Annotated in this window: 26 protein-coding genes; 16 read left to right on the top strand and 10 right to left on the bottom strand. The window is 72.5% G+C overall.

The features are described from left to right. Nucleotides 1-14: 14 nt before the first annotated feature. A complete protein-coding gene (locus tag ACFYUZ_RS31435; RefSeq protein ID WP_030690263.1) occupies nt 15-434 on the bottom strand; it encodes a hypothetical protein in 420 nt (139 codons plus the stop codon). 138 nt (nt 435-572) lie between these two features. Beyond that, nucleotides 573-1,460: a 16S rRNA (cytidine(1402)-2'-O)-methyltransferase gene (rsmI, locus tag ACFYUZ_RS31430; protein WP_185094944.1), complete on the bottom strand. Its 888-nt coding sequence runs from the start codon at nt 1,458-1,460 to the stop codon at nt 573-575. Nucleotides 1,461-1,512: 52 nt separating this feature from the next. On the opposite strand from rsmI, the gene ACFYUZ_RS31425 reads away from it, so the two are divergent. The 5 genes from ACFYUZ_RS31425 (at nt 1,513) to ACFYUZ_RS31405 (ending at nt 7,353) form a co-directional block, all read left to right on the top strand. Beyond that, complete coding sequence (locus tag ACFYUZ_RS31425) at nt 1,513-3,267, top strand: dolichyl-phosphate-mannose--protein mannosyltransferase (protein ID WP_389314938.1); 1,755 nt, start codon at nt 1,513-1,515, stop codon at nt 3,265-3,267. Between the two features lie 109 nt (nt 3,268-3,376). Then, a complete protein-coding gene (locus ACFYUZ_RS31420) occupies nt 3,377-5,014 on the top strand; it encodes a penicillin-binding transpeptidase domain-containing protein (RefSeq protein ID WP_389314936.1) in 1,638 nt (545 codons plus the stop codon). A 54-nt stretch (nt 5,015-5,068) separates the two neighbouring features. Beyond that, nucleotides 5,069-5,566, top strand: a complete 498-nt coding sequence (locus ACFYUZ_RS31415; protein WP_389314934.1) for a YbaK/EbsC family protein — start codon at nt 5,069-5,071, stop codon at nt 5,564-5,566. Beyond that, nucleotides 5,563-6,414: an EamA family transporter gene (locus ACFYUZ_RS31410; RefSeq protein WP_389314932.1), complete on the top strand. Its 852-nt coding sequence runs from the start codon at nt 5,563-5,565 to the stop codon at nt 6,412-6,414. Before ACFYUZ_RS31415 ends, ACFYUZ_RS31410 begins: the two co-directional genes overlap by 4 nt. 66 nt (nt 6,415-6,480) lie before the next feature. Beyond that, complete coding sequence (locus tag ACFYUZ_RS31405; protein ID WP_389314930.1) at nt 6,481-7,353, top strand: MerR family transcriptional regulator; 873 nt, start codon at nt 6,481-6,483, stop codon at nt 7,351-7,353. A 22-nt stretch (nt 7,354-7,375) separates the two neighbouring features. Here ACFYUZ_RS31405 and ACFYUZ_RS31400 read toward each other — a convergent pair whose 3' ends face one another. After that, on the bottom strand, nt 7,376-8,188 hold the full coding sequence (locus tag ACFYUZ_RS31400; RefSeq protein ID WP_389314929.1) for an SDR family NAD(P)-dependent oxidoreductase: 813 nt from the start codon (nt 8,186-8,188) through the stop codon (nt 7,376-7,378). A 301-nt stretch (nt 8,189-8,489) separates the two neighbouring features. Here ACFYUZ_RS31400 and ACFYUZ_RS31395 point away from each other — a divergent pair, with 301 nt between their 5' ends. The 10 genes from ACFYUZ_RS31395 to ACFYUZ_RS31350 all read left to right on the top strand — a co-directional run bounded on the left by ACFYUZ_RS31395 (nt 8,490) and on the right by ACFYUZ_RS31350 (nt 18,057). Continuing rightward, the gene (locus ACFYUZ_RS31395) at nt 8,490-9,146 is read left to right on the top strand and encodes a TetR/AcrR family transcriptional regulator (RefSeq protein ID WP_389314927.1); all 657 of its coding nucleotides are present in this window, start codon (nt 8,490-8,492) and stop codon (nt 9,144-9,146) included. 164 nt (nt 9,147-9,310) lie between these two features. After that, complete coding sequence (locus ACFYUZ_RS31390; protein WP_389314925.1) at nt 9,311-9,943, top strand: thermostable hemolysin; 633 nt, start codon at nt 9,311-9,313, stop codon at nt 9,941-9,943. After that, complete coding sequence (locus ACFYUZ_RS31385; protein ID WP_389314923.1) at nt 9,940-11,490, top strand: AMP-binding protein; 1,551 nt, start codon at nt 9,940-9,942, stop codon at nt 11,488-11,490. Before ACFYUZ_RS31390 ends, ACFYUZ_RS31385 begins: the two co-directional genes overlap by 4 nt. Before the next feature lie 37 nt (nt 11,491-11,527). After that, complete coding sequence (locus ACFYUZ_RS31380) at nt 11,528-12,439, top strand: TauD/TfdA family dioxygenase (protein ID WP_389314921.1); 912 nt, start codon at nt 11,528-11,530, stop codon at nt 12,437-12,439. Nucleotides 12,440-12,441: 2 nt separating this feature from the next. Continuing rightward, the gene (locus ACFYUZ_RS31375) at nt 12,442-12,771 is read left to right on the top strand and encodes a darcynin family protein (RefSeq protein ID WP_389314919.1); all 330 of its coding nucleotides are present in this window, start codon (nt 12,442-12,444) and stop codon (nt 12,769-12,771) included. Beyond that, nucleotides 12,758-13,750: a hypothetical protein gene (locus ACFYUZ_RS31370; protein ID WP_389314917.1), complete on the top strand. Its 993-nt coding sequence runs from the start codon at nt 12,758-12,760 to the stop codon at nt 13,748-13,750. Before ACFYUZ_RS31375 ends, ACFYUZ_RS31370 begins: the two co-directional genes overlap by 14 nt. Beyond that, nucleotides 13,747-15,150, top strand: coding sequence for an MFS transporter (locus ACFYUZ_RS31365; RefSeq protein WP_389314915.1), 1,404 nt, complete (start codon nt 13,747-13,749; stop codon nt 15,148-15,150). The genes ACFYUZ_RS31370 and ACFYUZ_RS31365 overlap by 4 nt, the downstream gene beginning before the upstream one ends. Nucleotides 15,151-15,318: 168 nt before the next feature. After that, nucleotides 15,319-15,699 (top strand): hypothetical protein, encoded by a 381-nt coding sequence (locus ACFYUZ_RS31360; protein WP_389314913.1) that lies wholly within the window; start codon nt 15,319-15,321, stop codon nt 15,697-15,699. Beyond that, nucleotides 15,696-17,321: a multicopper oxidase family protein gene (locus ACFYUZ_RS31355; RefSeq protein WP_389314912.1), complete on the top strand. Its 1,626-nt coding sequence runs from the start codon at nt 15,696-15,698 to the stop codon at nt 17,319-17,321. Before ACFYUZ_RS31360 ends, ACFYUZ_RS31355 begins: the two co-directional genes overlap by 4 nt. A gap of 118 nt (nt 17,322-17,439) precedes the next feature. Further along, the gene (locus ACFYUZ_RS31350) at nt 17,440-18,057 is read left to right on the top strand and encodes a LysE family translocator (protein ID WP_389314910.1); all 618 of its coding nucleotides are present in this window, start codon (nt 17,440-17,442) and stop codon (nt 18,055-18,057) included. Between the two features lie 9 nt (nt 18,058-18,066). On the opposite strand, the gene ACFYUZ_RS31345 is transcribed toward ACFYUZ_RS31350, so the two are convergent. The 6 genes from ACFYUZ_RS31345 to ACFYUZ_RS31320 all read right to left on the bottom strand — a co-directional run bounded on the left by ACFYUZ_RS31345 (nt 18,067) and on the right by ACFYUZ_RS31320 (nt 23,108). Further along, nucleotides 18,067-18,573: a YbaK/EbsC family protein gene (locus tag ACFYUZ_RS31345; RefSeq protein WP_389314908.1), complete on the bottom strand. Its 507-nt coding sequence runs from the start codon at nt 18,571-18,573 to the stop codon at nt 18,067-18,069. Between the two features lie 98 nt (nt 18,574-18,671). Continuing rightward, nucleotides 18,672-19,877 (bottom strand): serine hydrolase domain-containing protein, encoded by a 1,206-nt coding sequence (locus ACFYUZ_RS31340; protein ID WP_389314906.1) that lies wholly within the window; start codon nt 19,875-19,877, stop codon nt 18,672-18,674. A gap of 56 nt (nt 19,878-19,933) precedes the next feature. Continuing rightward, nucleotides 19,934-20,431, bottom strand: coding sequence for a hypothetical protein (locus ACFYUZ_RS31335; RefSeq protein WP_389314904.1), 498 nt, complete (start codon nt 20,429-20,431; stop codon nt 19,934-19,936). A gap of 142 nt (nt 20,432-20,573) precedes the next feature. Beyond that, the gene (locus ACFYUZ_RS31330) at nt 20,574-21,323 is read right to left on the bottom strand and encodes an energy-coupling factor ABC transporter ATP-binding protein (RefSeq protein WP_389314902.1); all 750 of its coding nucleotides are present in this window, start codon (nt 21,321-21,323) and stop codon (nt 20,574-20,576) included. Next, entirely contained in the window at nt 21,320-22,084 is a 765-nt protein-coding gene (cbiQ, locus tag ACFYUZ_RS31325) for a cobalt ECF transporter T component CbiQ (RefSeq protein WP_389314900.1), read from the bottom strand. The genes ACFYUZ_RS31330 and cbiQ overlap by 4 nt, the downstream gene beginning before the upstream one ends. A gap of 1 nt (nt 22,085) precedes the next feature. After that, nucleotides 22,086-23,108, bottom strand: coding sequence for an energy-coupling factor ABC transporter permease (locus ACFYUZ_RS31320; RefSeq protein ID WP_389314898.1), 1,023 nt, complete (start codon nt 23,106-23,108; stop codon nt 22,086-22,088). A 167-nt stretch (nt 23,109-23,275) separates the two neighbouring features. On the opposite strand from ACFYUZ_RS31320, the gene ACFYUZ_RS31315 reads away from it, so the two are divergent. Continuing rightward, nucleotides 23,276-23,638, top strand: a complete 363-nt coding sequence (locus ACFYUZ_RS31315) for an SsgA family sporulation/cell division regulator (protein WP_389314896.1) — start codon at nt 23,276-23,278, stop codon at nt 23,636-23,638. Between the two features lie 27 nt (nt 23,639-23,665). Here the strand turns inward: ACFYUZ_RS31315 and ACFYUZ_RS31310 are convergent, their stop codons facing one another. Further along, entirely contained in the window at nt 23,666-25,825 is a 2,160-nt protein-coding gene (locus ACFYUZ_RS31310; protein ID WP_389314895.1) for an MMPL family transporter, read from the bottom strand. Between the last annotated feature and the right edge of the window lie 111 nt (nt 25,826-25,936).

The following is a 25,936-nucleotide window of genomic DNA, read 5'->3' as shown; positions in this document are numbered from 1 at the left end:
TGCCTCCGCGTGGCCTACTGGTGACGCCGGAAGGGGTGGAAGAGGTCCGACAGGTGCCAGTGGTGCGGTACCGGCGGCTTCTCGGGGGTGTCCTCGGTCAGCTCCTGCCCGATGGGGCCGGCCGGCGAGACGGGCTTCGTCGCCCGCGCCCCGTGTTGGTGCTTCTCGGTCGCGGCGACCAGGTCGAGCACCGACGACACCTGCCCCGCGCGCATGATGCGGACGACGTGGCCGCCGCAGTTCATGCAGGTGGGGCTGGACAGCGGGGACGGTACCCGCTCTCCGTCGGCCTTGTAGACGACGAATTCCTGGCCGGCGGCGTCGACGTGGTGCTCGATGTCGTACGCCTGCTCCCAGCCGTATCCGCAGCGCATGCAGGCGAAGGCGTACGCCTCATGGGCGACGGATATGCCGGTGCCGGTGATCTCGCTCATGCCAGCTCCTCTCCACTGATCAGTGGACGCCTTTTCGGGCCGGAGCGCATCAGCGGGGGACGAACCATGGAAGGTTTTTGGCCCTTCCCTTGCCAAGCGCCCTAGGAAGAGTCCCGGCGCCGGTTTCGGCTTTGCCTTTCAGGTTAGTCCTTTACCCTTTCCGGGGCCCGACGCGTCCGCATTCTTTGCCGCGACCACGGCATCGAACACCTCTCGCTTGGGAAGTCCCGCCTCGGCCGCCACGGCGGCGATCGCCTCCTTGCGGCGCTCGCCCGCCTCCTCGCGCACCCGCACCCTGCGCACCAGCTCCTCCGCGTCGAGCTCGGCGGGGCCCGTCTCCGGGGCGCCCTCGACGACGACGGTGATCTCGCCCCGTACGCCCTCGGCGGCCCAGGCGGCGAGCTCGGCCAGCGGGCCGCGCTTGACCTCCTCGTACGTCTTGGTCAGCTCGCGGCAGACGGCGGCCCGCCGCTCGGCGCCGAAGACCTCGGCCATCGCGGCGAGGGTGTCGTCGAGCCGGTGCGGGGCCTCGAAGTAGACGAGGGTCCGCCGCTCGTCCGCGACCTCGCGCAGCCGGCCCAGGCGCTCGCCGGCCTTCCTCGGCAGGAAGCCCTCGAAGCAGAAGCGGTCCACGGGGAGGCCGGAGAGGGCGAGCGCGGTGAGCACGGCGGACGGGCCGGGGACGGCCGTCACCTTGATGTCCTGCTCGACGGCGGCGGCGACGAGCCGGTAGCCGGGGTCCGAGACGGACGGCATGCCCGCGTCGGTCACGAGCAGCACCCGCGCGCCGCCGACCAGTGCCTCGACCAGCTCGGGCGTACGGGCGGACTCGTTGCCCTCGAAGTACGAGACGACCCGGCCCGTGGTGTGGATGCCGAGCGCCCGGGTGAGGCCGCGCAGCCTCCGGGTGTCCTCGGCGGCCACGATGTCCGCGCTCTCCAGTTCGGTGGCGAGGCGGGGCGGGGCGTCCGCGATGTCACCGATGGGGGTCCCTGCGAGTACCAGCGTTCCTGTCACACGGAACATCCTCCCAGCCCGGACAGGCGACTCGCACAGGCGCGTTCCCTACGATGGCGCGGTGACCAGTACCGCACCCGAGGCCCTGGAGGGCCAGCACCCCATGGCGGCGCCCGTGGCAGAGCCCTCTTCCTGGCAGCGGAGGCTGCGGCGCTTCGGCTACGCGCCGCCGGCTCCGGACGCCGCGCCCATCGGACTGCGCGAGCGGCTCGTCCCCCCGTACACCCGGCCGTCCGCCCGGACGTGGTCGCTGCTCGGCATCGGCCCCGGCGGCGCCGACCGGCTGTGGCGGCTGCTGGCCTGGGGCGGTCCGCTGCTGGTCACGGCGGTGGCGGGCCTGCTGCGGTTCTGGAACCTGGGCAGGCCGCACGCGGTGATATTCGACGAGACGTACTACGCCAAGGACTCCTGGGCCCTGATCAACCAGGGGTACGAGGGGGCCTGGCCGAAGGACATCGACAAGACGATCCTGAAGGACCCGGGGTCGGTCCTGGTCCCGACGGACCCCGGGTACGTCGTCCACCCGCCGATGGGCAAATGGGTGATCGGCGTCGGCGAGAAGCTCTTCGGCTTCGAGCCCTTCGGCTGGCGCTTCATGGTGGCGCTGCTCGGCACCCTGTCGGTGCTGATGCTGTGCCGGATCGGCCGGCGCCTCTTCCGCTCGACGTTCCTCGGCTGCCTGGCGGGCCTGCTGCTCGCCGTCGACGGACTGCACTTCGTGATGAGCCGCACCGCGCTCCTCGACCAGGTACTGATGTTCTTCGTGCTCGCCGCCTTCGGCTGCCTCGTCCTGGACCGGGACCGGGCGCGGGCGCGGCTCGCCGCGGCGCTGCCGGAGGACGAGGAGGGGGTGCTGCGGCCGGACGCGGAGATCGCGGAGTCGCTGCGCCTGGGCTGGCGGCCGTGGCGGCTCGCGGCGGGCGTGTCCCTCGGCCTCGCGGCGGCGACCAAGTGGAACGGCCTGTACGTCATGGTCGGCTTCGGTCTGCTGACCGTCCTGTGGGACGTCGGCGGCCGCCGCACGGCCGGCGCCGTCCGTCCGTACCTCGCGGTGGTCAAGAAGGACCTGCTGCCGGCGTTCGTGTCGGTGGTGCCGGTGGCGATCGCGACGTACCTGGCGACCTGGACCGGCTGGCTGGTCACCGACAAGGGGTACTTCCGCCACTGGGCCGAGGACCACGACAAGCTGGTCGGCGGCGGCACGTGGGGCTGGCTCCCGGACTGGCTGCGCAGCCTCTGGCACTACGAGTCCGAGGTGTACACCTTCCACGTCGGCCTCACGTCGCCGCACACCTACCAGTCGAACCCCTGGTCCTGGATCGTCCTCGGCCGCCCCGTCTCGTACTTCTACGAGTCCCCGGCCCCCGGCACGAACGGCTGTCCGGCGACCGCGACCGAGAAGTGCGCCCAGGAGGTCCTGGCTCTGGGCACCCCGCTCCTGTGGTGGGCGGCGTGCTTCGCGATCCTGTACGTCCTGTGGCGCTGGGCCTTCCGCCGCGACTGGCGCGCGGGCGCGATCGCCTGCGGCATCGCGGCCGGCTGGCTCCCCTGGTTCCTTTACCAGGAACGCACCATCTTCCTTTTCTACGCGGTCGTCTTCGTGCCTTTCCTGTGCCTGGCGGTGACCATGATGCTGGGCGCGCTCATCGGCCCCCGCGGTTCATCGGAAAGGCGCCGGACATTCGGCGCGGTGGCGGCGGGATGTCTCGTCCTGCTCATCGTCTGGAATTTCATCTACTTCTGGCCCATCTACACCGGCACCCCCATTCCGATGGACGGCTGGCGGGCCCGGATGTGGCTGGACACCTGGGTGTAGCGTCCCCTCCCCCGTGGGGCGGTTCTGACGGATGTGGCGAAAGTTGCTCGACATCCGGATGTCGCGGCTGTTTGACTCGTCGGTCCACCTGGGGAGGGGAGGCGCAGCCATGCGCAGTGGGGCCAAGGTCGCGATCGTCGGGGGCGTGTTCGCCGTCGTGGCGAGCGGCGTCGGGTACGGGGGCTACAACCTCTGGAACGGGATCACGGGCGGCGAGACCTCCGTGGACGCCAAGGCCGGTGACGCGCCGAGGACGGGGCCCCTCACCGCCGACGAGGTCACGACGGCCGCGAAGGACTTCCTGGCGGCCTGGGCCGCCGGGGAGCCGGAACGGGCGGCCCAGCTGACGAACGACCCGGTCACGGCCGGGCCCGCGATCGCCGCCTACCGGGAGGACGCGAAGGTCTCGAAGGCGGTCATCACGCCGGGGGCGGCCGTCGGGACGAGGGTGCCGTTCACCGTGAGGGCGACGGTCACGTACGAGGACGTCTCCGAGGACTGGTCGTACGCCTCCGAACTGACCGTGGTCCGCGGACTGACCACCGGCCGCCCGCTCGTGCAGTGGCGGCCGGCCGTCCTCCACCCGAAGCTGACCGCCGCCGGCACCCTGCGGACGGGCGTCGCGAAGACCGCCGAGGTGAAGGCCGTCGACCGCGAGGGCGTGGAGCTGACGGCGGAGAAGTACCCCTCGCTCGGGCCGGTCCTGGCCGAACTCCGCAAGCGGTACGGGGCGAAGGTCGACGGCACCGCCGGTGTCGAGACCTGGATCGACTCGGGCGGCGCGGGCGGCGCCGACACCCCCCTGCTCGTCCTGCGGAAGGGGAGGCCGGGCACGCTGAAGACCACCATCGACGCGGACGTCCAGGCGGCGGCGGAGAAGGCCGTCAAGGGGTACGGCTCCGCCTCGGTGGCCGCCGTCGAGCCGTCCACCGGGGCGATACGGGCCGTCGCCAACAGCCCGGCCAGGGAGTTCAACACCGCGCTCCAGGGCCAGCAGGCCCCCGGCTCCACCATGAAGATCGTCACGGCGGCGATGATGATGGAGCACGGTCTGGCCACGCCCGACACCAAGGTCGAGTGTCCTCCGGACGTCATGTCGCGGGGCGCCACCTTCCAGAACCTCAAGCGGTTCAGCATCACCGACGGCACCCTCACCGACGCGTTCCGCCGCTCCTGCAACACCGCCTTCATCAAGGCGATCAGCAAGCTCAGCGACAAGGGCGTCGCGGACACCGCCCTCGGCACCACCGCCCGCAACCGGTTCGGCATCGGCGAGGAGTGGAACATCGGCGTCCAGGCCTCGGACGGCAGCGTCCCCGAATCGGCCGGCAGCGAGACGCCCGCCTCGTACATCGGTCAGGGCAAGATCACGATGAGCGCCCTGAACGTCGCCTCGCTCTCCGCGACCGCGAAGAACGGCCGGTTCCTCCAGCCCTACCTGGTGGCGCGGGACCTCGACGACCGCGAGTTCGCCACGGCGGAGCCGCTCCCCGGCGAGGTCGCCCGTGGGCTGCGCCGGATGATGAAGGCGGCGGCGACGAACGGTACGGCGGCGGAGGCGATGGCGGGGGTGCCGTCGCCGAAGGGCGCCAAGACCGGTTCCGCCGAGGTCGACGGCCAGTCCACGTCGAACAGCTGGTTCACCGGCTACTCGGGCGACCTGGCCGCGGCGGCCGTCGTCCAGGCGGGCGGGCACGGCGGCGACGCGGCGGGCCCGGTGGTGGCGCAGGTGCTGAAGGCGGGGTGATCCCCGCCGGAACCCGGTCGCGTGGCCCGTACACCGACCGCTAGCGTGCGGGCCATGACGACTGACGAGGACACCGCTTCCGCCGCCCACCCGCAGTTCGCCGCCGCCCTTCGGGAGCTGGGGCTCGACGTCGAGATCCGGCGGTTCCCGGACGAGACCCGCACCGCGCGGCAGGCCGCCGACGCCATCGGCTGCGAGGTCGCGGAGATCGTGAAGTCGCTGGTCTTCGCGGCCGACGGGGTGCCGGTCCTCGTCCTGATGGACGGCGCCTCGCGCGTGGACGTCGAGCGGGTGCGGCAGGAGCTGGGCGCGGAGGAGGTGACCCGGGCGGACGCGAAGACGGTCCGGGAGACGACGGGGTACGCGATCGGGGGCGTCCCGCCGTTCGGGCACCGCACCAGGACGCGGGTCCTCGCCGACCGGGGCGTCCTCGACCACCCGGTGGTGTGGGCGGCGGCGGGCACCCCGCACACGGTCTTCGCGATGGACCCGAAGACGCTGGTCGCACACGCCGGCGGCACGCTGGTGGACGTCCGCGAGCCGTCCGCGTGACGCCGCTCGTCACGCTCGCGGTCCTCGTCGCGGCCGTCACGCACGCCGGCTGGAACGCGATCGCGCACGGCATCAAGGACCAGCTGCTCTCCTTCACGCTGATCTCCGGCGGCGGGGCGCTGGTCGGCGCGGTCCTGGCCTGCTTCGCGCCGCTTCCGGCGGCGGGGGCGTGGCCGTACCTGCTCGCGTCGGCGCTCCTGCACATCGGCTACTACGCCCTGCTGATGCGCTCGTTCAGCCTCGGCGACTTCGGCCAGATGTATCCGATCGCGCGCGGGACGGCCCCGCTGGTCGTGACCGTCCTCGCGGCGGTCCTCCTCCACGAGGTGCCGGACGGCTGGCAGCTGCTCGGGGTGGCGGTGGCCTGCGCGGGCCTGACGGGCCTCGCCCTGTGGGGCATCCGGGGCAAGGACGCCCGCCCGCACTGGCCCGCGCTGCTCGCGGCGGGCGCGACGGGCCTGTCGATCGCCCTGTACACGGTCGTGGACGGCGTCGGCGTCCGCGCCTCCGGCACCCCGCTCGGCTACATCGGGTGGCTGATGGTCCTGGAGGGCCTGGCGATCCCGGCGTACGCCCTCTGGACCCGCCGCGCGGCGCTCCTCCCCCAGCTCCGCCCGTACGCGGCACGCGGCCTGCTCGGCGCGGTCCTCTCGGTCGCGGCGTACGCCCTCGTGCTGTGGGCCCAGACGAAGGCCCCCCTGGCCCCGATCGCCGCCCTGCGCGAGTCCTCCATCATCGTGGGCGCGGCCATCGGCGCCCTCTTCTTCAAGGAACGCTTCGGCGCCCCGAGGGTCGCGGCGGCGGGCCTGATGGTGGTGGGGATCGGGCTGATGCTGCACGCGGGGTGAGGTCCGCCGACGCGGGCTCGGCCGCGGGCTTGCGTCTCCCGTAGGGGGAGACCCCAGGGTGGGGTCATGGAAGAGGACACCTGGTGGGGGATCGGGGAGCTGGCACGGCGGGGCGGGGTGTCGGTGAAGACCGTGCGGTACTACTCCGATGAGGGGATCGTGCGGCCCGCCGGCCGCAGTGCCGCCGGATACCGGCTGTACGGCGCCGACGCCCTCGCGCGGCTCGCGCTCGTCCGGACCCTGCGGGACCTGGGGATCGACCTGCCGACGATCCGGCGGGTGCTCGACCGGGAGGTCTCGCTGCCGGAGGTCGCCGCGGCGCATGCCGAGGCGCTCGCCGTGCAGATCTCCGCGCTGCGGCTGCGGCGGGCGGTCCTGACGGCGGTGGCCTCGCGCGGATCGACTCCCGAGGAGACGGAACTCATGCACAGGCTCGCCCGGCTTTCCGAGAACGAACGACGGCTCCTCGTCGGGGACTTCCTCGACTCGGTCTTCGGGGGACTCGGATCCGAACCCCTCTTCGCCGGGGTCCGGCGGTCGATGACACCCGAACTGCCCGACGATCCCGAGCCGGAGCAGATCCGCGCCTGGGTCGAGCTCGCCGAGCTGTGCCGGGACCCGGGGTTCCGGTCGTCCCTGCGGGAGGCCGTGGAGGGTGTGGCGGCGGGGTTCCGGGGCGTTCCTCGTCCCGGCGTCGCCGCCGTCGTGCGGGAGCTCGTCGGGCCCGCCCTCGACGCCGGGGTCGATCCCCTCTCGCCCGAGGCCGAGCCCTTCGTGCGGGGCGTTCTCGACCACTGCACCGAGGAACAGCTCCACGGGCTCGTCGATCCCCGGCGCGAGCGGTACCTCCGGCTGCTCGCCGTCGTCAACGGATGGGTCCCCCCGGAGAGCTGCGCCCCTGCCGTCGAGTGGACCCTGCGCGCGCTCGCCGCGGCCTAGGGCCTGATCCGAAAGACAGGCCCTAGACCGGGTCCGGGTCTGACAGGCCCGGGCCGTCGCCCAGCACCTCCCCGAAGTGGGTGTTCACCGCGAGCAGGCCGCCGTCGACGCGGAGGGTCGTGCCCGTGATCCAGGAGGCGTCCGTGGAGGCCAGGAAGGCCACCGCCGCCGCCACGTCCTCCGGGGTGCCGACCCGGCCCAGGGGGTAGACGCGGGCGGCCAGGGCCGCGAGGTCGGCCTCCTTGCCCGCCCAGGCCGTGGTCGCGATCGTGCCCGGGTTGATCTGGTTGACCCGCACCCCGCGCGGCGCCGCGTCGCCCGCGAGGGTGCGGGTGAGGGACGCGAGGCCGGCCTTGGCCGCGCTGTACGCGTGGCCGCCGAAGTCCGCCTCCGCGTTGACCGAGCCGATCGTGACGATCGCCCCGCGCCCGCCGGCCGCCGCGAGGTGCGGCATGGCCGCCCGGGAGCAGCGGACGGCGCCCATGAACGTGACGTCGTGCTGGAGGGCCCAGATCTCGTCCGGTTCGTCCTCGAAGCGGTCACGGTCGGGGGCGACGGGACCGAGCGCGTTGTTGACGAGGACGTCCAGGCCGCCGAAGGTCTCCACGGCGTGCGCGACGGCCGCGTCGACCGACGCCCGGTCGCCGACGTCGCAGCGCAGCGCCACCGCCCGGGGGAGCTCCCCGGCCGTCCTCCGGGCCGCCTCCTCGTCGATGTCCGTGACGAGGACCCGCGCGCCCTCCGCCGCGAACCGCCGGGCGGTGGCCGCGCCGATGCCGCGCGCCGCGCCCGTGACCAGTACCGCGTACCCCTCGAACCGCTCGCTGAGATCCATGGGCCCATCCCAGCAGATCCCGCACCCCGTCAGGGCTCCGGTGCGGTCGTCGGGGTGCCCGGTTCGCGGTGGTCCGGGGCCGGGAGGCGCGGGGCGCGGCGGGGGGCCGATTCGCGCTGGGCCCGGGCGCGCGGCAGAGTCGCCTCACGACCCCCGCACGGGCTCGGTCGGCGACCTGCCTCTTCGGTTCCGAACTTGACCAGATTTTTGACTACCAGTCGACTAACGACTCCCGGTCGCTCATACTGACGCCATGCGTACCGTGCAAAGGAAAGCTAAAGAAGTAGCGGAGCGTGACCACATGCTGGTCCTGCTCGCGCTGGAGATGATCGAGAGGGAGGGGTTCCACAACCTGACCCTGGGGCGCCTGGCCGCGGAGGCCGGATACTCCAAGGGCACCATCTACAACCACTTCACCTGTCGCGAGGACCTGCTCATCGAGCTGTCCGCGGAGAGCGCGCGGCGCCAGCTGCGCTACTACCAGGCCGTCGCCGATCTGGCGTGGAACGGGGTCCAGGCGCTCTACGGACTGATGCTCGCCTACATGCGGCACGCGGAGGTGGACCCCGCCCTGTTCGAGTGCAGCATCACCGCCCGCACCGACGCGGTGTGCGCGGCCGCCTCCGAGGCGCGGCTGAAGCGGCGCGACCTGGTCGAGGCCCAGATGGCGCAGGTGGTCGGCTCCGTCGTGGAGCGCGCGGTGGCCGAGGGGCCGTACGGCAATCCGCACGTCTCGCCGGCCGTCGCGGTGGACGCCCTGCGCTCCTACATCCTCGGCTACGCGGCGATGCACCTGCTGTCGCGGCGGTTCCTGTGGGCCGCGGAAGGAGACCCCCGGAACCGCCTGCTGGTGCTGGCCTCCATGGTGCAGGGGCTCGGCTGGCCGCGCCTGGAGGTCGAGGAGCTGACCTCCATCCAGGACGTCGTCACGGACATCATCGAGAGCTCCTCCACGTAACCCCCACGGGAAGCACGCTCCGTCATCACCGCGCGATCGGAAGCCGACGCTCCGCCGCGGCGCATCCGCCAAGATCTAAATGACCACTTGTCAAAGAATGACCAGTGGTCATAACGTGGTCCACGCCTGCCCCCTCAGGGCGGGCGGATGCGAACGGAGGGGATATGCGCATCACCATCGCCCGACGAGGCAGTGCCTTGTGGGAGGCCTGTGCCGATCTGGCGCGTACGCGCTACGCGCGGGACTACCAGGCCCACATCCAGCCCACACCGGACTGCTTCATCGCGCTGAGCCCGGACGAATCCGGCGCGGCACCGGTGGCCTGTGCCGGGCTCACCTATGGGGGGTCGCGGGGGCTCCTCATAGAGAACTACTTCGGGGGCAGCGCCTCCGACGCCATCGCCGAACGCGTCGGCGAGGACTGCGAGCCGACCGGTCTGGTCGAGGTCGGGCCGCTGGCCTCCGTCGAGCCGGGAGCCGGACTGGCCCTGCTGCGGATGCTGCCCGCCTTCTGCTGGTGCAACGGCGCCGAATACGCGCTCTGCACGATCACCGGTCCGCTGGCCGCCATGCTGGCGCGCATCGGCATCAGGTTCACGCCCGTGGCCCCGGCCCGCGAGGACCTCCTGCCGCCCGAGCAGCAAGGACGCTGGGGCACGTACTACGACACCGCCCCCACCGCCGGCTACGTCGACCTCCGCCACTTCGGCGCGGAGATCAGCGAGCGCGCGGAGCTGGGCTACCACATGGCCGTGACCTGGGGGCAGCGCGCCCCCGAGACGGCGGGTGCCCGATGAAGGCGGTCCTGACGGCGCTGCACGCGCCCTCGAACCAGGACAGGACGTTCGTCGAACGGCTCTCCGCCGACGGATCGCCCGCGGAGACCTTCACCTACGCGCAGATGCGGGCGTGGAGCGGCCGGATCCGGCGCGAACTGCGCGCGCTGGACGTGCCGGCGGGAACCTCCGTCGGCCTGGTCGCCGGCAACGGCCCCGAGTGGGTGGCCGCCGACCTCGCGCTGCTCCTCGAAGGACTGGTGGAGGTACCGGTCCCGCTCGCCTTCTCCGGCGAGCAGGCCGCCTCGCTCCTGCGCGACGTGCCCGTCTGCCTGGCCGACGCGGCCGGGGCGGAAAAGCTCGGGCAGTGGGGACTCGACACCTCGGCCACCGTGATCCGCGTCGATCCCGGAGACGCGCACGGACCCGGCGAGGAGCCCGACGGCACGGACGCTCCGGAGCAGTCCGCCGAGGACCGGATCATCAAGGTCATCCACACCTCGGGCACGACGGGCGCCCCCAAGGGCGTCAAGATCCGCGCGGCGGGCCTCGGTGCGCTCCTGGAGTCCCTGGACACCGTCTGCCCGCCCGGGATCTTCGACCGCTACCTCTCGCTCGTGCCGTTCAGCCTGCTGATCGAGCAGGTGACCGCGGTGTACCTGCCGATGGTCCGCGGGGGCCGCATGGTCCTGCTCCCGGAGTCCGTCTCGCTCCTCGGCACCGCCGGCTCCCGCGCCGACGACGCGCTGCTGTGGCTGCGGGCGGGAGAGCCGACCGCGGCCGTGCTGCCGCCGGCGGTGGTCAGCGCCCTGGACAAGGCCGTACGGGGGTCGGGCGCCGATGCCGACGTGGTCTTCGGGCCCGGACGGCGGCCGTTCCTGATGGCCGGAGGCGCCCCGGTCGACGCGACCGCGCTGCGCCGGCTGGACGCCGCGGGCCTGCGGATCCACGAGGGTTACGGCCTGTCCGAGAACAGCTCGGTGGTCTCGTGGAACACCACGGACCACTGGCGGCCGGGCACGGTCGGCCGGCCCCTGCCGCACTGTGAGGTGAGGCTCTCCGAGGAGGGGGAACTGCTCGTCAGGTCGACCTCGCTCTTCGCCGGTTACACGGTCGAGGACCCGACCAGCCGCCCCGTGGACGAGGACGGCTGGCTGCACACCGGCGACCGCGCCGAGATCGAGCCGGACGGCAGCATCCGCATCCTCGGCCGGCTGAAGAACGTGATCATCACCGGTCACGGACGGAACGTCTCACCCGAGTGGGTCGAGGGCCGTCTGCGCACCTGCCCCGGCGTCGTCGACGCGGTGCTGTTCGGCGAGGGCATGGAGTACCTCGTCGCCGTCCTCGTCACCTCGGACGCCGGGGCGGCGGCCGACGGCGAGGTGGAGCGGCAGGCGCGCGCGTACGCGGCGGAGCACCTCGCGGAGACCGACCGCCCCGAGCGCTTCGTCGTGCTGCCGGACGAGACGCGGCTGCGGGAGCGGTACTTCACCGTGACCGGCCGCCCCAGGCGGGACCTGATCTTCGACGAGATCGTGCGGGCCGAACCGGCCCGCGCCCGCTGACCGCCACCGACCACCGATCACGTCCATGGGGGATGACATGACAACCGCACAGAACAGCCTCCGTCTCACGTCCATAGGCGACGGCGACGGCATGCTGATCACTCCGCACCCTGACGGCGCCGGCTTCGGCGAGCTCTTCGACGCCGGCCTCGACGGCCTGCTGGCCGACGCCGGGCACCTGGTGATCCGCGGCTTCGGACCGTCGGTCGAGGACTTCAACGAACTGGTGCACCGGTACAGCTCGCGCACCACGCTCGACCCCGCCCGGGTCTTCCACGGCTCCGCCGCGCAGAAGGTCGACTCCGGGCACGACCCGATCGGGCTCCACCTGGAGAACGGCGGCACCCCGTACGCGCCCGAACTCCTCTGGTTCCACTGCGTCAAGGCCGCCGAGTCCGGCTCGCAGACCACCGTCTGCGACGGCTACCGCGTCTGGGACGCGCTCTCCGACCGGGCGAAGGAGACCTTCACCGCCCAGCCGATCCGCTACGCCCGGACCGTCCCCGCCGAACTGTGGCGACGCCTGGCGGCGTTCATGGCCGGTGACGGGCGCGGCCCCGACGACATGTCCGTCGCCGACCTGTACGAGCAGGCCAACCCCGGCTCCAAGGTCGAGTTCACCGAGAACCCGGACGGCAGCCTGCACTACGACTACCAGGTGTACGCCGCCCACCCGACGAAGTGGTCCAGCCGCACGGCCTGGGCCAACAGCCTGCTCGGCCCGTCCTTCAACTACGAGACCCCCGACATCCGCTTCGCGGACGGCTCTCCCGTACCGGACGACATCGTCGCCGAGTACACGGAGGTCACCGAGGCCGTGACGGAGGAGGTCCAGTGGGAGGACGGCGACATCGTCCTCATCGACAACTCCCGGGTCATGCACGGCCGACGGGCCATCACCGACCCCGACCGCACCATTCTCAACTCGCAGAGCTACGCGAGGAGCTGACCATGAAGTACGGCATCATCATCCGCTACCAGTTCGACCCGGCGTGGCTGCGGCTCAGCAGGGACGAGCGCCGCACGTACGAGGACGTCTTCGAGAAGGAGATCGTCGGCCCGTACGTCGACCGGCTGTCCGTGCGTCACTTCGACGCGGAGGCGTTCAGCGCCGAGTACTCCGACTTCCTGCTGATCGAGACCGAAGACCTCCAGGCGTACTACTACTTCATCGAGGGCCTGCGGGACAGCGACTTCATCGCACGCGGCTGGGTGCGCATCCACGACATCACCATCGGCGTCCCGGACGGCTACAAGGAGTACGAGAATGACAACGCCTGACCAGTTCGCCGGCATCGCCGAGGACGTCCGCCGCGAACTGGACTCGGTGACGCGGCTGGCGCACGTGAACACCTTCCACCCGAACGCCTTCGACTGGTCCGAGGCCAACACCCCCGTCGAGCTGGCCCACCTCTCCACCATCGTCTACGGAGAGCCGGGCCACGAGGCGGAGTCGGTCGCCTACATCACCAAGGAGCTCGCCCAGCTCGCCGAGATCGAGCGTCACGTCAGCACGGTCATGGCCCTGGTCATGGGAGAGCTGCACGACCTGCGCGACCCCGTCAACGTGGGGCACGAGCTGCACAACGCGCTCTCGTGCTTCGCGGCGGAGGAGATCCAGCACGCCAACACGTTCTACCGCTACGTGCGCGCGCTCACCGGCATCGAGCCCCGGATCCACAAGGCCCTGTTCGACGAGCGGCTCGACGTCTTCCGCACCGACGACCACCCCTATGTGAAGCTCGTGGCGCTGTGCTGCTCGGCCTACGTGGGCGAGTCCGTGATCACGGTCTTCGAGCACCGCACCGACAGCCTGGACCCGCAGCGCGCCCGCTTCTTCACCCGGCTGCTGCACACCCACGGCCTGGACGAAGCGCGCCACGTGAAGATCGACCACGTGGCGATGAAGATGCTCTACCCGGCCCTGACCGACGAGCAGCAGGCCCGCGTCCGCGTGCTCCTCGCCGAGATCGAGGACCTCAACCGCCGCCTCGCCATGGCCTTCCAGGAGACCACGGCCGAAGCCCTCGGCATCGACTTCGTCACCGGGAACCCCTCGGCGGCGGTGCAGCTGAGGATGACGCTGGGCTTCGCGGAGAAGATCTTCGCGCCCGACGGCACGCTGCACACCGTGGACGAGGTGCTGGACGACGAACTGCGCCGGCTGATAACGGACTTCACGGGAGTCGACCGCGTCCACAGCGCCGAAGGCCGGTTGCCGTCCGCGGCCGTGCCGAGCGTGGCGGGAAGCACCCAGTGACCTCGTCCGCGGTCGGCGCCGACTACTCCACGGGGCAGGAGACGTCGCGGTCCGGCGCGGCGACGAGCAAGGCCGGCGTCGCCGCCGCCGTCCTCGCTCTGCTCCTCGCCGCCATGGACGCCACCGTCATGGGCACGGTGCTGCCCGACGTCCTCTCGGACGTCGGCGGCGGCTCCGGCGGCGGTTACGCCTGGCTGGTCTCCGGCTTCATGCTCGCCCAGGTCGCCGGTACGCCGCTGGCCGGCTGGATCGCCGACCGGCTCGACGACCGGGTGCTCGCCGTGGGCGCGACCCTGGCGTTCCTGGCCGCCTCCGCGGCGGCCGGGCTCGCCGGATCGTTCGGCGTCCTGGTGGCGGCGCGGGTCCTGCACGGCCTGGCCGCCGGGGCGATCGTCGTCTCCAGCTACGTGCTCGTGGGACGGCTGTACGGCCCCGAGCGCCGTGCCGCCGCACAGGGCATGCTGAGCATGGTCTGGGGCATCGCCGCCGTGCTCGGCCCCGTCATCGGCGCCGCCGTCACCGAGGCCTGGGGCTGGCGGTGGGTGTTCTTCATGAACGTGCCGCTGTGCGTCGTGGTCGCCCTCGTCGTGCTGGTCGCCCTCCCGAAGGGGACGGCGAACCCGGCGGACTCCGGTGGCCGGCAGCCGTCCCGCGGCTTCCCGGCCGCGGAGTACGCCCTGGTCACCGGCGGATCCGTGCTCCTGCTCATCGGCCTCCAGGGATCCTCGCTGGGGCTCGGTGCGATCGGCACGGTCGCGGCCGTGCTGGTCGGCCTGGTGGCCCTGGCCCTGCTGCGCCGGTTCGGCGGGGCGCTGGTCCCCCGGCAGGTCTTCGGCCGGACGCCCTCCGCGGGCGCGGCGCTGGCGACCGTCGGAGCCGTCGTGGTGATGTACGCGACGGTGACGGTGCTGCCGGTGCGGCTCGCCGCGCACGGCGCGTCGACGACGAAGATCGCCGTGATCGTCGGTCTCTCGGCGGTCGGCTGGGTGCTCGGCAGCGCGGTGACCGGCGGTGTCGTCGCCAAGCACGGCTACCGGCCTCCGATGGCCGTCGGCTCGCTGGCGCTGCTGGCCAGCACGGTGTGCAGCGCGACCGGGGCGCTCCCCTGGCTCGCCGGGGCGACGGCCGGACTCGGCACGGGCGCCGTCACCGCGGCGACGCTCGCGCTGCTCCAGGACCAGGCTCCCGCCGAGCAGCTGGGTGTGGCGACGTCCGCCGCGACCATGCTGCGCAACATCGGCTCGGCGGTGGGCGTCAACGGCATCGCCGCCCTGTCCGCCGTACTGGTCACCTCGTCGCACTCCGAGAACGGCGCCTTCTGGGCACTGACCGTCCTCGTCGCGCTGACCGTCCTCGCTCCCGCGCTGACCGCGCCCCGGCAGCGCAGGACGACGCACTGACAGCACGGACCCGCTTCGGGGCCTGCGGCCGGACCGGCCGCAGGCCCCGGCGCGTCCAGAACCGATCGGAAGCCCTGGATGATCACCACGACGGAGAGTCCCGCGCCCGGGGGCACGCCCTCGCCGCACCCGAGCGCGCCCGCGCCGCGAGGAGGCGGATGGGGCCGGGTGGGCGGTGTCTCACTGCGGGTCCTCTCGGTGCTGTTCCTGCTCGACGCCCTGCTCCAGGCCGCCCTCGCCGGTCTGTTCGTCACCGGCGACGTCGCCCTGCTGACCTGGCACGCGGCGAACGCGCAGCTGCTGAGCGGGCTGGCCGTGCTGGAGTGCGCGGCGACCGTGCTCGTGTGGCGCGCGGCGCACAGGAGCGGCTGGCCCGTGCTGCTCGCCGTCGTCCTCGTCGCGGTGGTCGGCGTGCAGCACGACCTCGGCGAGGCCCGGGAGCTCGGCGGGCACGTCCCGCTGGGCATGACGATCTTCGGGATCGCGGTGGCCCTGGCGTACTGGGCGTTCGCCTCGCCCCGTGCCGTGCGCGGGGAGGGATCCCGATGAGGGAGGCGACGGCACGCGGGTCCATGGGCCGTCGGCGCTTCCTCGGAGCCGCCGCCGGCGCGGGGGTCGCGGCGACCACCGCCGGCGCGGTCGCCTGGGCCCGTCTCACCGGGGAGACCACCGGCACGGTGCTGGCCAGCAGGGGCGAGCCGGCCCCGCAGTTCGCGGTGGAGCTGCCGATCCCGCCGACGGCCCGCCCGACCGGGCGCGAGAACGGCGTGGACCACTTCGACGTCGAGCAGCGGGAGGCGTCGGTCGAGATCATCCCCGGGCGCAGGACGACGATCTGGGGGTACGACGGCATCTTCCCCGGCCCCACCTTCACCGGCCGCACCGGCCACAAGGCGGTGGTCCGGGTCCTCAACTCCCTTCCCGTCCCCACCTCCACGCACCTGCACGGCGGCGTCACCCCGCCGGACTCCGACGGCTATCCGACGGACCTGGTGGTCCCCACGGAGCTGTGCGGCCGGAAGCTCCGCCGGGGCGCCCCCGGCACGTCCGGCACGTCCGGCCACACCATGCACGCCCCGGCCTCCGACTGGCACCTCTCGCCGGGCTCCAAGGCGTACGAATACCCCCTGGAGCAGCGCGCGGCCACGCTCTGGTACCACGACCACCGCATGGACTTCAGCGCCCCGCAGGTCTGGCGCGGACTCGCGGGCTTCTTCCTCGTCCATGACGACGAGGAGGAGCGGCTCCCGCTGCCCCGGGGGGAGAAGGACGTGCCGCTGCTGCTGTGCGACCGGTCCTTCGAGGCGGACGGAGACTTCCGCTACCCCGCCAAGGACCCCACCTGCACCGGTGAACCAGGGGTGCACGCGGACTACATGGACGGCGTCCTGGGGGACGTGCAGCTGGTCAACGGCGCCCCCTGGCCCGTCCTCGACGTCGCGGCCACCCGCTACCGGTTCCGTCTCCTCAACGGCTCCAACGCCCGGCGCTACCGTCTCGCGCTGGAGCCCGGCCCGCGGCAGGGCGTTCCCTTCACCCAGGTCGGCAGCGACGGAGGTCTGCTCGGCCGGCCGCAGGGGCTCCAGGACGTCCCCGTCTCGCCCGGCGAACGCTACGACGTCGTCGTCGACTTCTCCGGCTACCCGGTCGGCACCGAGGTCACCCTGGTCAACACCCTCGGCAGGGGCCGGATGCGTCAGGTGATGCGCTTCCGGGTCACCCGCCGGGAGCGGGACGACGCCCACGTGCCGACACGGCTCTCGTCGACCGCCGGGGCCCTGGACCCGTCGGACGCGGTCCACGTCCGGCAGTTCGACTTCCGGCGCACCGGCTCGGAGGACGAGCGGGCCATGTGGACGGTCAACGGACGCCCCTTCTCCACCTCCGAGGTGCTGGCCGAGCCCCGCCTGGGAACGGTGGAGCGCTGGCGCTTCACCAGCGACTTCCACCACCCGGTGCACCTGCACCTCGCGCACTTCCAGGTCCTCACCCGGGACGGCAAGCCGCCCCGGGCCGCCGACGCCGGCTGGAAGGACACCGTCGACGTCCGCCCGTACGAGGTGGTCGAGGTCCTCGCCCGCTTCGCCGGGCACCGGGGCCGCTACATGCTCCACTGCCACAACCTGGAGCACGAGGACATGGCCATGATGGCCAACTTCCGCGTGGTGTGAGCCGTACGCGCGCGGCGGGCCGCCCCGTGCGCCGGTGCGCCGACTGCGTCACCTCGCCCTCGCGCCGCCCCTCGGTGATCGACTACGTTCGCAGTTCTCGTCGAGGGGTGGGGGATTCATGGGTCAGCTCATAGCCGTGGCGGTCATCACCGTCCTGGCTGTCATCAGTCCCGGGGCGGACTTCGCCATGACCGTCCGCAACAGCTACCTGTACGGGCGGGCGGCGGGCGTCCTCGCGGCGGTCGGGATCGCGGCGGGCGTGCTCGTCCACGTCACGTACACCATGCTGGGCGTGGGCCTCCTGGTGTCGCGCTCGCCGATGCTGTTCACCGCGATGAAGCTGATCGGCGCCGCGTACCTGGTCTACATCGGGTACAAGACCTTCGTCGCCAAGTCCCAGGTGGACATCGACCTGTCGGAGGGCGCCGGCCTGTCGAGGGCGGGGGCGCTGCGCACCGGATTCCTGACGAACGCGCTCAACCCGAAGACCATGCTCTTCGTGCTGAGCACCTACACCCAGGTCGTCAGCGCCGACACCCCCGTCCTCCAGCAGGTGGGCTACGGCCTGTTCATGTCGTTCGCGCACCTGGTGTGGTTCGGCCTCGCCGCGGTCCTCTTCTCCCAGCAGGGCCTGCGCGCCCGGCTGCTGCGGAAGCAGGCCGTGCTCAACAAGGTGATCGGGACGGTGCTCGTCGGGCTCGGGATGGTCCTGGCGCTCACGCCGGCCGTCGCCTGACCCCGCCGGTCAGGCGGCGGACACGCGCTCGACGCGCGGCTCGGCGATCGCCCGGTAGTCCTCGGTGGAGAGGGCGAGGGAGCGGTCGAGCCGGGCGGCGTTGAAGAAGAACTCCGGGTGCTCCAACAGGTCGGGGTCGACGAGGAGTTCGAGGCGCTCGTCGAAGGCGAAGGGGAGGACGGTGCCGCTCGGGGAGCCCGCGAGCTCCTCGGCGATCTCCGGGGAGGCGAAGGAGACGTACGTGCCGCCGTACAGCGCCTTCACGGCGGCGAGGTCGACGCGCCGGTCGCCCGGCACGACGACGAGCGCGAAGCGCTTCTCCTTCTTGCCGATCTTCACCATGGCGATGATGCACTTGGCCGCCCGGTCGAGCGCGTGGCCCCGCAGCGCGCTGACCGCCTCGGTGGCGCCCTCGGGGGCGTGCTCGATCACCCGGTAGGCCGCGCCGCGCTCGTCGAGCAGGGCGAGCAGCTTCCCGTACGTGTCCCCGGCGAGGTCCGTGGCGTCCGTGGTCATGCGGTTCCTCCGGCTTTCAAGTGGTCGGTTGCTCGGGCCCGTTGACCCTACGCCCGTCGACCGGGCGCCGGAGCCGCGCGACACCCGGGCCGCCGGCCTCAGGCCTCCGTCACCGAGCGGACCGCGCGCACCAGCGCCTGGGCGCGCGGGTCGGCCGTGACCGTCCTGCGCATGCCGTTGGTGACGTACCCGAAGGCGATCCCCGCGTCCGGGTCGGCGAAGCCGAGGGAGCCGCCGCGGCCGGGGTGGCCGAAGGAGGACGGGCCGAGGAGCGGGGAGGCCGGGCCGTGCAGCATGTGGCCGAGGCCGAAGCGCGTGCCGACGAGCAGCACCTTGTCCAGGCCCGCGGACTCCTCCGTACGGGCGAGGGTCAGGGTGGCGGGGGCGAAGAGGCGCTCGGTGCCGTCGACGGGGCCGAGGGCGGCGGCGTAGAAGCGGGAGAGGGCGCGGGCTGTGGCGACACCGGCCGAGCCGGGGAGTTCGGCGGCCCGGTAGACGGGGTCGTTCTCGTCGGGCTTGGGGTCGATGACGCCGAAGGCGCGGCGGGTGAGGGACCCGGGGTCCTGGTAGGCCTCGGTGACGGAGCGCTTGGGGCGGAGCTTGAGCGCGCCGCCGCCCGGCGGGTCGACCTCCTCGACGGGGCCGAGCCGGCCGACGCGGTGGGCCTCGGCGTCGGGCAGGCCGATCCACAGGTCGAGGCCGAGGGGGCCGGTGATCTCCTCGGCGACCCAGCGGCCGATGGTGCGGCCGGTGACCCGGTGGACCAGGCCGGAGAGGAGCCAGCTGAAGGTGTGGGCGTGGTAGCCGTGGGCGGTGCCGGGCTCCCAGACGGGCGCCTGGGCGGCTATCGCCCCGGTCGCCGTCGACAGGTCGACCGCCTCGGCGAGGCTGAGGGGCCGGTCGAGGACGGGCACCCCGGCCCGGTGGGCGAGGAGCTGCCGTACGGTCACCCGGTCCTTGCCGTGGGCCTTGAAGTCGGGCCAGTACGTGGCGACGGGGGCGTCCAGGTCGAGCAGTCCGCGCTGGTGCAGCAGCAGGGGGACGGCGGCGGCGACGCCCTTGGTGGCCGAGCGGACGACCTGGGCGGTGTCGGCGGTCCACGGGTCCGTGCCGTCGGCGTCGCGGCTGCCCGCCCACAGGTCGACGACCTTCACGCCGTCCCGGTGGACGGCGACGGCCGCGCCGCGCTCGCCGCGCTGCTCGAAGTTGCGCAGGAACGCGTCCCTGACGGGCTCCCAGCCCGCCGCCACCGTGCCCTGGACGTCCACCTGACCCACACTCTCTCTCGTACGACCGGTTCCCATGGTGCAACGCGAGGAGGGACGGCCGGATTCCGGGGTCAGGTGGACGCCGGGGGCGGTCAGACGAGGTGGATCGTGAAGCGCCTCACGCCCGGCTGGACGGGGTCGGAGTGGACCGAGCCGCGAGCCTTTTCGTACTTCCCGGTGCCGCCGGTGATCGCGTTGTCGAAGGGCCCCTGGTCGAGGTAGTCGAAGTACATCCCCTGCACGGTGAGCTGGCCGTCCGGGAGGACGTAGGTCGCGACGCACTGCTCCGCTTCGTCGGCGCCGCCCCGGGTGGTGGTGCAGACGACGTGGCTCTCGCCGATCTTGGTGCGCGTCGGGTCGTCGAAGAGGGAGAGGTCCGAGCGGGCGATGGCCCGATTGCCCTGCACGGGGCCGCCGGTGTCGGGGATGCGGGTCAGTTCCTTCACCTCGGCCCGGAGTGTGATGGTCCGGGCTTTGCTCCCGGCCTGGGCGGAATCGGTGTCCGTCGCGGCGCCGGCCGCGACAGAGGTGCAGGTGAGAAGGGTGACCAGCGTGGCCGCGCCGAGACAGGCGGCTCTGATGGGGCGCATCATGCGTCTCCTGGTGTGAGGGGAATGACCGGATGGCGAACTTTCATCCGATTCCGTTCGATTCCCTTCATAACCCCGGCTCCACCACCGCACGGAGCGTCCCGGCATGACCCACCGGCACATCCAGCCGGTCGGACCAAAGTCAGGCGACGGAGCTCGGCACGAAGCCGAACGGCAGCTCCAGGCGGTGCCGGGCCATCAGCTCCTCGTCGGCGAGGATCCCGGCGGTCGGCCCGTCGGCGGCGATGACGCCCTCGCTGAGGATCACCGAGCGCGGGCAGAGCTCCAGGGCGTACGGCAGGTCGTGGGTGACCATCAGGACGGTGACGTCCAGCGTCCTGAGGATGTCGGCGAGTTCGCGGCGCGAGGCCGGGTCCAGGTTGGAGGAGGGCTCGTCGAGGACGAGGATCTCGGGCTCCATGGCGAGGACGGTCGCGACGGCGACCCGGCGGCGCTGCCCGAAGGAGAGGTGGTGCGGGGGCCGGTCGGCGAATTCGGCCATGCCGACCCGGTCGAGGGCCTTGCGGACGACGGCGTCGAGCTCGGCGCCCCGGACGCCGGCGGCGGCCGGGCCGAAGGCCACGTCCTCGCGGACGGTCGGCATGAACAGCTGGTCGTCGGGGTCCTGGAAGACGATGCCGACCTTGCGGCGGATCTCGGCCATGTGCTTCTTGCCGACGGGCAGCCCGGCGACGGTGACGGTGCCCGCGCCGCCGGTGAGGATGCCGTTGAGGTGGAGGACGAGGGTCGTCTTGCCGGCGCCGTTCGGGCCGAGCAGGGCGACGCGCTCGCCGCGCCCGACGGTCAGGTCGACGCCGAAGAGGGCCTGGTGGCCGTCGGGGTAGGCGTACGCGAGGCCGGAGACGTCGAGGGAGGGCGGCGGGGTGGTCATGTGGTCGTCCATCCGAGGAGGCAGATCAGGAGTGCGGTGAGCGGCAGGGCGGCGGCCCGCGCCCACTGGGCGCGGGTGGCGGTCACCTCGTCGATGACCAGCATGGTGCCGGTGTAGCCGCGGCTGACCATGGCGAGGTGGACGCGTTCGCCGCGCTCGTACGAGCGGATGAAGAGCGCGCCGGCGGACTTGGCGAGGACGCCCCAGTGGCGGACGCCCTTCGCCTCGAAGCCGCGCGAACGGCGGGCGACGGACATGCGGCGCATCTCGTCGGTGATGACGTCGCCGTACCGGATCATGAACGAGGCGATCTGGACGAGCAGCGGCGGCAGCTTGAGGCGCTGGAGGCCGAGGACCAGGGCCCGCAGTTCGGTGGTGGAGGCGAGGAGCACGGAGGCGGCGACGCCGAGGGTGCCCTTGGCGAGGACGTTCCAGGCGCCCCACAGGCCGGGGACGCTCAGCGAGAGGCCGAGGACGGTCGTCCGCTCGCCGGGGACCACGAAGGGCATGAGCAGCGCGAAGGCGACGAACGGGATCTCGATGAGCAGCCGCTTGAGCAGGAAGCCCGCCGGGATCCGGGCCTTCGCCGCGACGGCCGCGAGGAGCGCGGCGTAGAGGGCGAAGGCCCAGACGGCCTCGCGGGGCGTCGAGACGACGACCACGACGAAGCCGAGGACGGCGGCGAGCTTGGTGTGCGGGGGCAGCTCGTGCACGGGCGAGTGCCCGTGCCGGTAGAGCTTGTGCGCGTGCCCCGCTCCCACGTCAGGCCTCCAGGGCGGCGGTCTTGCGACGGCGCACGACCCAGAAGGCGCCGGTGCCGACGGCGAGGGTGGCGCCGACGCCGATCGCGCCGGCGAGGCCGCCGGAGAGGCGGGGGGCCTCGACGCCCTTGACGCCGTAGTCGGCGAGCGGGGAGTTCGCGGCGGCGTGCTCCTCGACGTTCTTGTCGATGCCCTGGTCGGCGGCGACCTTCTCCAGGCCGTCGGGGCTGGCGGAGGCGTAGAAGGAGACGAAGCCGGCGAGGAGGAGGGCGGTGACGACGCCGCCGATCCACAGCTTCTTGGGGGAGCCGCCGGCCGCCGGGGCGGCGGGGACGGCGTCGACGAGCTCGCCGTCGACGCGGAGCTTGAGCGGCGCGGTCAGGCCGCGGGCGCCGTACACCAGGTCGGGGCGGACGGCGACGACGGCGACGACGGTCAGCATGGTGATGACGGCCTCGCCGACGCCGATGAGGACGTGCACGCCGACCATGGCCGTGAGGACCTTGGGGACGGGGACGTCGGTGGTGCCGCCGATCGCGTAGATGAGGGTGAAGGCGGCGGCCGCGGCCGGGACGGAGACGAGCGCGGCGGCGAACGAGGCCACGGTCACCGAGCGGCGGGTGCGCGGCAGGACGAGGACCAGGCCGCGGAAGAGCGCGTAGGCGACGACGACGGTGACGACGCCCATGACCGTGATGTTCACGCCGAGGGCGGTGAGGCCGCCGTCGGCGAAGAGGATGCCCTGCATGAGCAGGACGACGGCGATGCACAGGACGCCGGTCCAGGGCCCGACGAGGATCGCGGCGAGCGCCCCGCCGAGGAGGTGGCCGCTGGTGCCGGCGGCGACGGGGAAGTTCAGCATCTGCACGGCGAAGATGAAGGCGGCGACGAGCCCGGCGAGGGGCGCCGTCCGCTCGTCCAGTTCGCGGCGGGCTCCGCGCAGGCCGACGGCGACGGCGCCGGCGGCGACGACACCGGCGGCGGCCGATACGGGGGCGTTGATGAATCCGTCAGGTACATGCACGTTCGAAATGATAGAGCGCTCTTGCGAAGGGCTTGCAAGAGCGCATCGGTCACATAACCCCGGCGCGTGAGCCCGCCCACACTCCCGGTCGTCCACGCATGCGCCGTGCGCCCGTCGGGAAGGAGTGGGACATTGGTAGACAAGAGGACAAAAGGTGAGGAGTCACCATGGCCGCCGTAGACGAACACGTGATCGACGACCATGCCAAGGGGCGCATCATCAGCGACGCCCCCCTCTCCCGCCCGGTCCCCGTGGCCCTGCGCTACGACCCCGACCACTCCCCCGGAACCGTCCGCTTCGTCTTCCCGGGCGCCGTCGAGTGGTCCTTCCCACGCGCCGTCCTGGAGACGGGGATGCGCACCCCGACCCGCCGCGGCGACATCGGCGTCTGGCCGTGCGGCCGGGTGCAGACGGTCGTGGAGCTCCACCAGGACGACGGGGTCACGGTCGTGCAGTTCGACACCACCGCCCTGCTGCGCTTCCTCAAGCACACGTACGCCGCCGGCACGTCGTCGATGACGACGCACTGACGGCGTCCGTACGGAACCGGGCGGGGATCAGACCTTCACGAGGTCCGGCTTCGCCGCGCCGGGCCCACCCGCGGACCCGGCGAGCCCCTCGCCCTCCACGTCCACGTTCGGCAGGATCCGGTCCAGCCACTTCGGCAGCCACCAGGCCTTGCGGCCGAGGAGCGCCAGGACGGCCGGGACGATCGCCATGCGGACCACGAAGGCGTCGAAGAGGACGGCGGCGGCCAGGCCGAAGCCGATCATCTTGACCATCTGGTCGTCCATGCCGATGAAGCCGGAGAAGACCGCGATCATGATCACCGCGGCGGCGGTGACCACCCGGGCGCTGTGCCGGAAGCCGGTCACGATCGCCTCGCCGGGCCGCTGGCCGTGCACGTACGCCTCGCGCATCCGGGTCACGAGGAAGACCTCGTAGTCCATCGCCAGGCCGAAGACCACGCCCACCATGAAGATCGGCATCATCGACATGATCGGGCCGGTCTGCTCGACCCCGAAGAGGCCGCCGAGCCAGCCCCACTGGAAGACCGCGACGACCGCGCCGAGGGCCGCGACCACCGAGAGCAGGAAGCCGAGGGCCGCCTTCAGGGGGACGAGGACCGAGCGGAAGACGAGGGTCAGGAGCACGAAGGCGAGGCCGACGACGAGCGCCAGGTACGGCACGAGCGCGTCGTTCATCTTCTGCGAGAAGTCGATGTTCATCGCGGTGGCGCCCGTGACGAGGACCTCGTCGCCCGTGGCGTCGCGGATGTCGTGGACCAGGCCCTCGGTGGCGGTCGAGGACGGCCGGTCCTTCGGGACCACGGTGATCATCGCCGCGTCGCCGGCCTTGTTCGGGGTCGCCGGGGTGACCGCCGCCCAGCCTCCGAGGCCCTTGATCGTGGAGACCGTCCGGTCGGCGGTCGCCTTGTCGCCGTCCACGACGACGAGCAGCGGACCGTTGAAGCCGGGGCCGAAGCCGTCGGACAGCGCGTCGTACGCCCGGCGCTCGGTGGTGGAGGTGGGCTTCACGCCGTCGTCCGGCAGGCCCATCTCCAGGGAGGCGGCGGGCACGGCGATCGCGCCGAGGCCGAGGACGCCGACGATCAGCACCATCAGGGGACGGCGGATGACGAAGCGGGCCCAGCGGGTACCGCCGTTGGGCTTGTCGCTCACCTCGGCGGTGCCCTTGCGCTGCTTGCGGCTGACGACCTTGTCGCCGGCGAAGCCGAGCAGGGCGGGGATGAGGGTGAGCGCGATGAGGACCGCGATCACGACCGTGCCGGCGGCGGCGAAGCCCATCTTCGTCAGCATCGGGATGTTGACGACGGCCAGGCCCACCAGGGCGATGACGACGGTGAGTCCGGCGAAGACGACGGCGGATCCGGCCGTGCCGACCGCGCGCCCGGCGGCCTCCTCCTTCGTGCGGCCCTCGGCGAGCTCCGCCCGGTAGCGGGAGACGATGAAGAGGGCGTAGTCGATGCCGACGGCGAGGCCGATCATCGACGCGAGCGTGGAGGTGGTGGTGCCGAGGTCCAGGACGTTCGCGAGCGCGGTGATCGTCGAGACGCCGATGCCGACGCCGATGACCGCGGTGAGCAGCGGGAGCCCGGCCGCGACGAGCGAGCCGAAGGTGATGACGAGCACGATGCCCGCGAGGACGATGCCGATGGCCTCGCTCGCGCCCTGCTCCGGCATGCTCTGGAGGGCGTCGCCGCCGACCTCGACGGTCAGGCCCTTGCCCTGCGCGTTCTCTCCCGCCTGCCTGAGCGCCTCGCGCGTCTCGTCGGTCAGCTCCATGGCGTTGACCTTGTAGGAGACCGAGACGTAGGCGGTGGATCCGTTCTGGGAGACGGCGTGCGCGGTGTACGGGTCGGCGACCTGCACGATCTGGTCCGAGCCGGACCTGAGCGCGGCGACGGTCTCCTCGACGACGGCCTTGTGGGCCGGGTCGGTCATCTTCTCGCCCTCGGGGGCCTTGAAGACGACGCGGGCGGTGGCCCCGTCGGCTCCGGCGCCCGGGAAGCGCTCTTCGAGCAGGTCGAAGGCGCGCTGGGCCTCGGTGCCGGGGATCGAGAAGGAGCTGGAGGTGGGGGTGGAAGCGGTGGCGGCACCGACGCCGGCGAGCGCGAGGAGCGCCACCCAGAGGAGGGCGACGAGCCGTCGGCGCCTGAAGGCGGTGCGGCCCAGCTTGTAGAGGAACGTGGCCACGGGGGCGTACTCCCGGTGTGGGGTGGGACAGGGCATGGGGAGCCGGCCCGACGGCGTGAGCGGTGCGTCGTCAGGTGGAGCGAAGCGGTGGAGCAGGAAGGTGGGGCGGGA

Source organism: Streptomyces sp. NPDC004266 (assembly GCF_042874095.1).
Classification (GTDB): Bacteria; Actinomycetota; Actinomycetes; order Streptomycetales; family Streptomycetaceae; genus Streptomyces.
This window is presented reverse-complemented; position numbering and strand designations above follow the sequence as displayed.

Coding starts and splice junctions, on each gene's coding strand:
- ACFYUZ_RS31435 (WP_030690263.1), bottom strand. CDS start 434: ATGAGCGAGATCACCGGCACCGGCATATCCGTCGCCCATGAGGCGTAC.
- rsmI (WP_185094944.1), bottom strand. CDS start 1,460: ATGTTCCGTGTGACAGGAACGCTGGTACTCGCAGGGACCCCCATCGGT.
- ACFYUZ_RS31420 (WP_389314936.1), top strand. CDS start 3,377: ATGCGCAGTGGGGCCAAGGTCGCGATCGTCGGGGGCGTGTTCGCCGTC.
- ACFYUZ_RS31415 (WP_389314934.1), top strand. CDS start 5,069: ATGACGACTGACGAGGACACCGCTTCCGCCGCCCACCCGCAGTTCGCC.
- ACFYUZ_RS31405 (WP_389314930.1), top strand. CDS start 6,481: ATGGAAGAGGACACCTGGTGGGGGATCGGGGAGCTGGCACGGCGGGGC.
- ACFYUZ_RS31400 (WP_389314929.1), bottom strand. CDS start 8,188: ATGGATCTCAGCGAGCGGTTCGAGGGGTACGCGGTACTGGTCACGGGC.
- ACFYUZ_RS31395 (WP_389314927.1), top strand. CDS start 8,490: ATGCTGGTCCTGCTCGCGCTGGAGATGATCGAGAGGGAGGGGTTCCAC.
- ACFYUZ_RS31390 (WP_389314925.1), top strand. CDS start 9,311: ATGCGCATCACCATCGCCCGACGAGGCAGTGCCTTGTGGGAGGCCTGT.
- ACFYUZ_RS31385 (WP_389314923.1), top strand. CDS start 9,940: ATGAAGGCGGTCCTGACGGCGCTGCACGCGCCCTCGAACCAGGACAGG.
- ACFYUZ_RS31380 (WP_389314921.1), top strand. CDS start 11,528: ATGACAACCGCACAGAACAGCCTCCGTCTCACGTCCATAGGCGACGGC.
- ACFYUZ_RS31375 (WP_389314919.1), top strand. CDS start 12,442: ATGAAGTACGGCATCATCATCCGCTACCAGTTCGACCCGGCGTGGCTG.
- ACFYUZ_RS31370 (WP_389314917.1), top strand. CDS start 12,758: ATGACAACGCCTGACCAGTTCGCCGGCATCGCCGAGGACGTCCGCCGC.
- ACFYUZ_RS31355 (WP_389314912.1), top strand. CDS start 15,696: ATGAGGGAGGCGACGGCACGCGGGTCCATGGGCCGTCGGCGCTTCCTC.
- ACFYUZ_RS31350 (WP_389314910.1), top strand. CDS start 17,440: ATGGGTCAGCTCATAGCCGTGGCGGTCATCACCGTCCTGGCTGTCATC.
- ACFYUZ_RS31345 (WP_389314908.1), bottom strand. CDS start 18,573: ATGACCACGGACGCCACGGACCTCGCCGGGGACACGTACGGGAAGCTG.
- ACFYUZ_RS31340 (WP_389314906.1), bottom strand. CDS start 19,877: ATGGGAACCGGTCGTACGAGAGAGAGTGTGGGTCAGGTGGACGTCCAG.
- ACFYUZ_RS31335 (WP_389314904.1), bottom strand. CDS start 20,431: ATGCGCCCCATCAGAGCCGCCTGTCTCGGCGCGGCCACGCTGGTCACC.
- ACFYUZ_RS31330 (WP_389314902.1), bottom strand. CDS start 21,323: ATGACCACCCCGCCGCCCTCCCTCGACGTCTCCGGCCTCGCGTACGCC.
- ACFYUZ_RS31315 (WP_389314896.1), top strand. CDS start 23,276: ATGGCCGCCGTAGACGAACACGTGATCGACGACCATGCCAAGGGGCGC.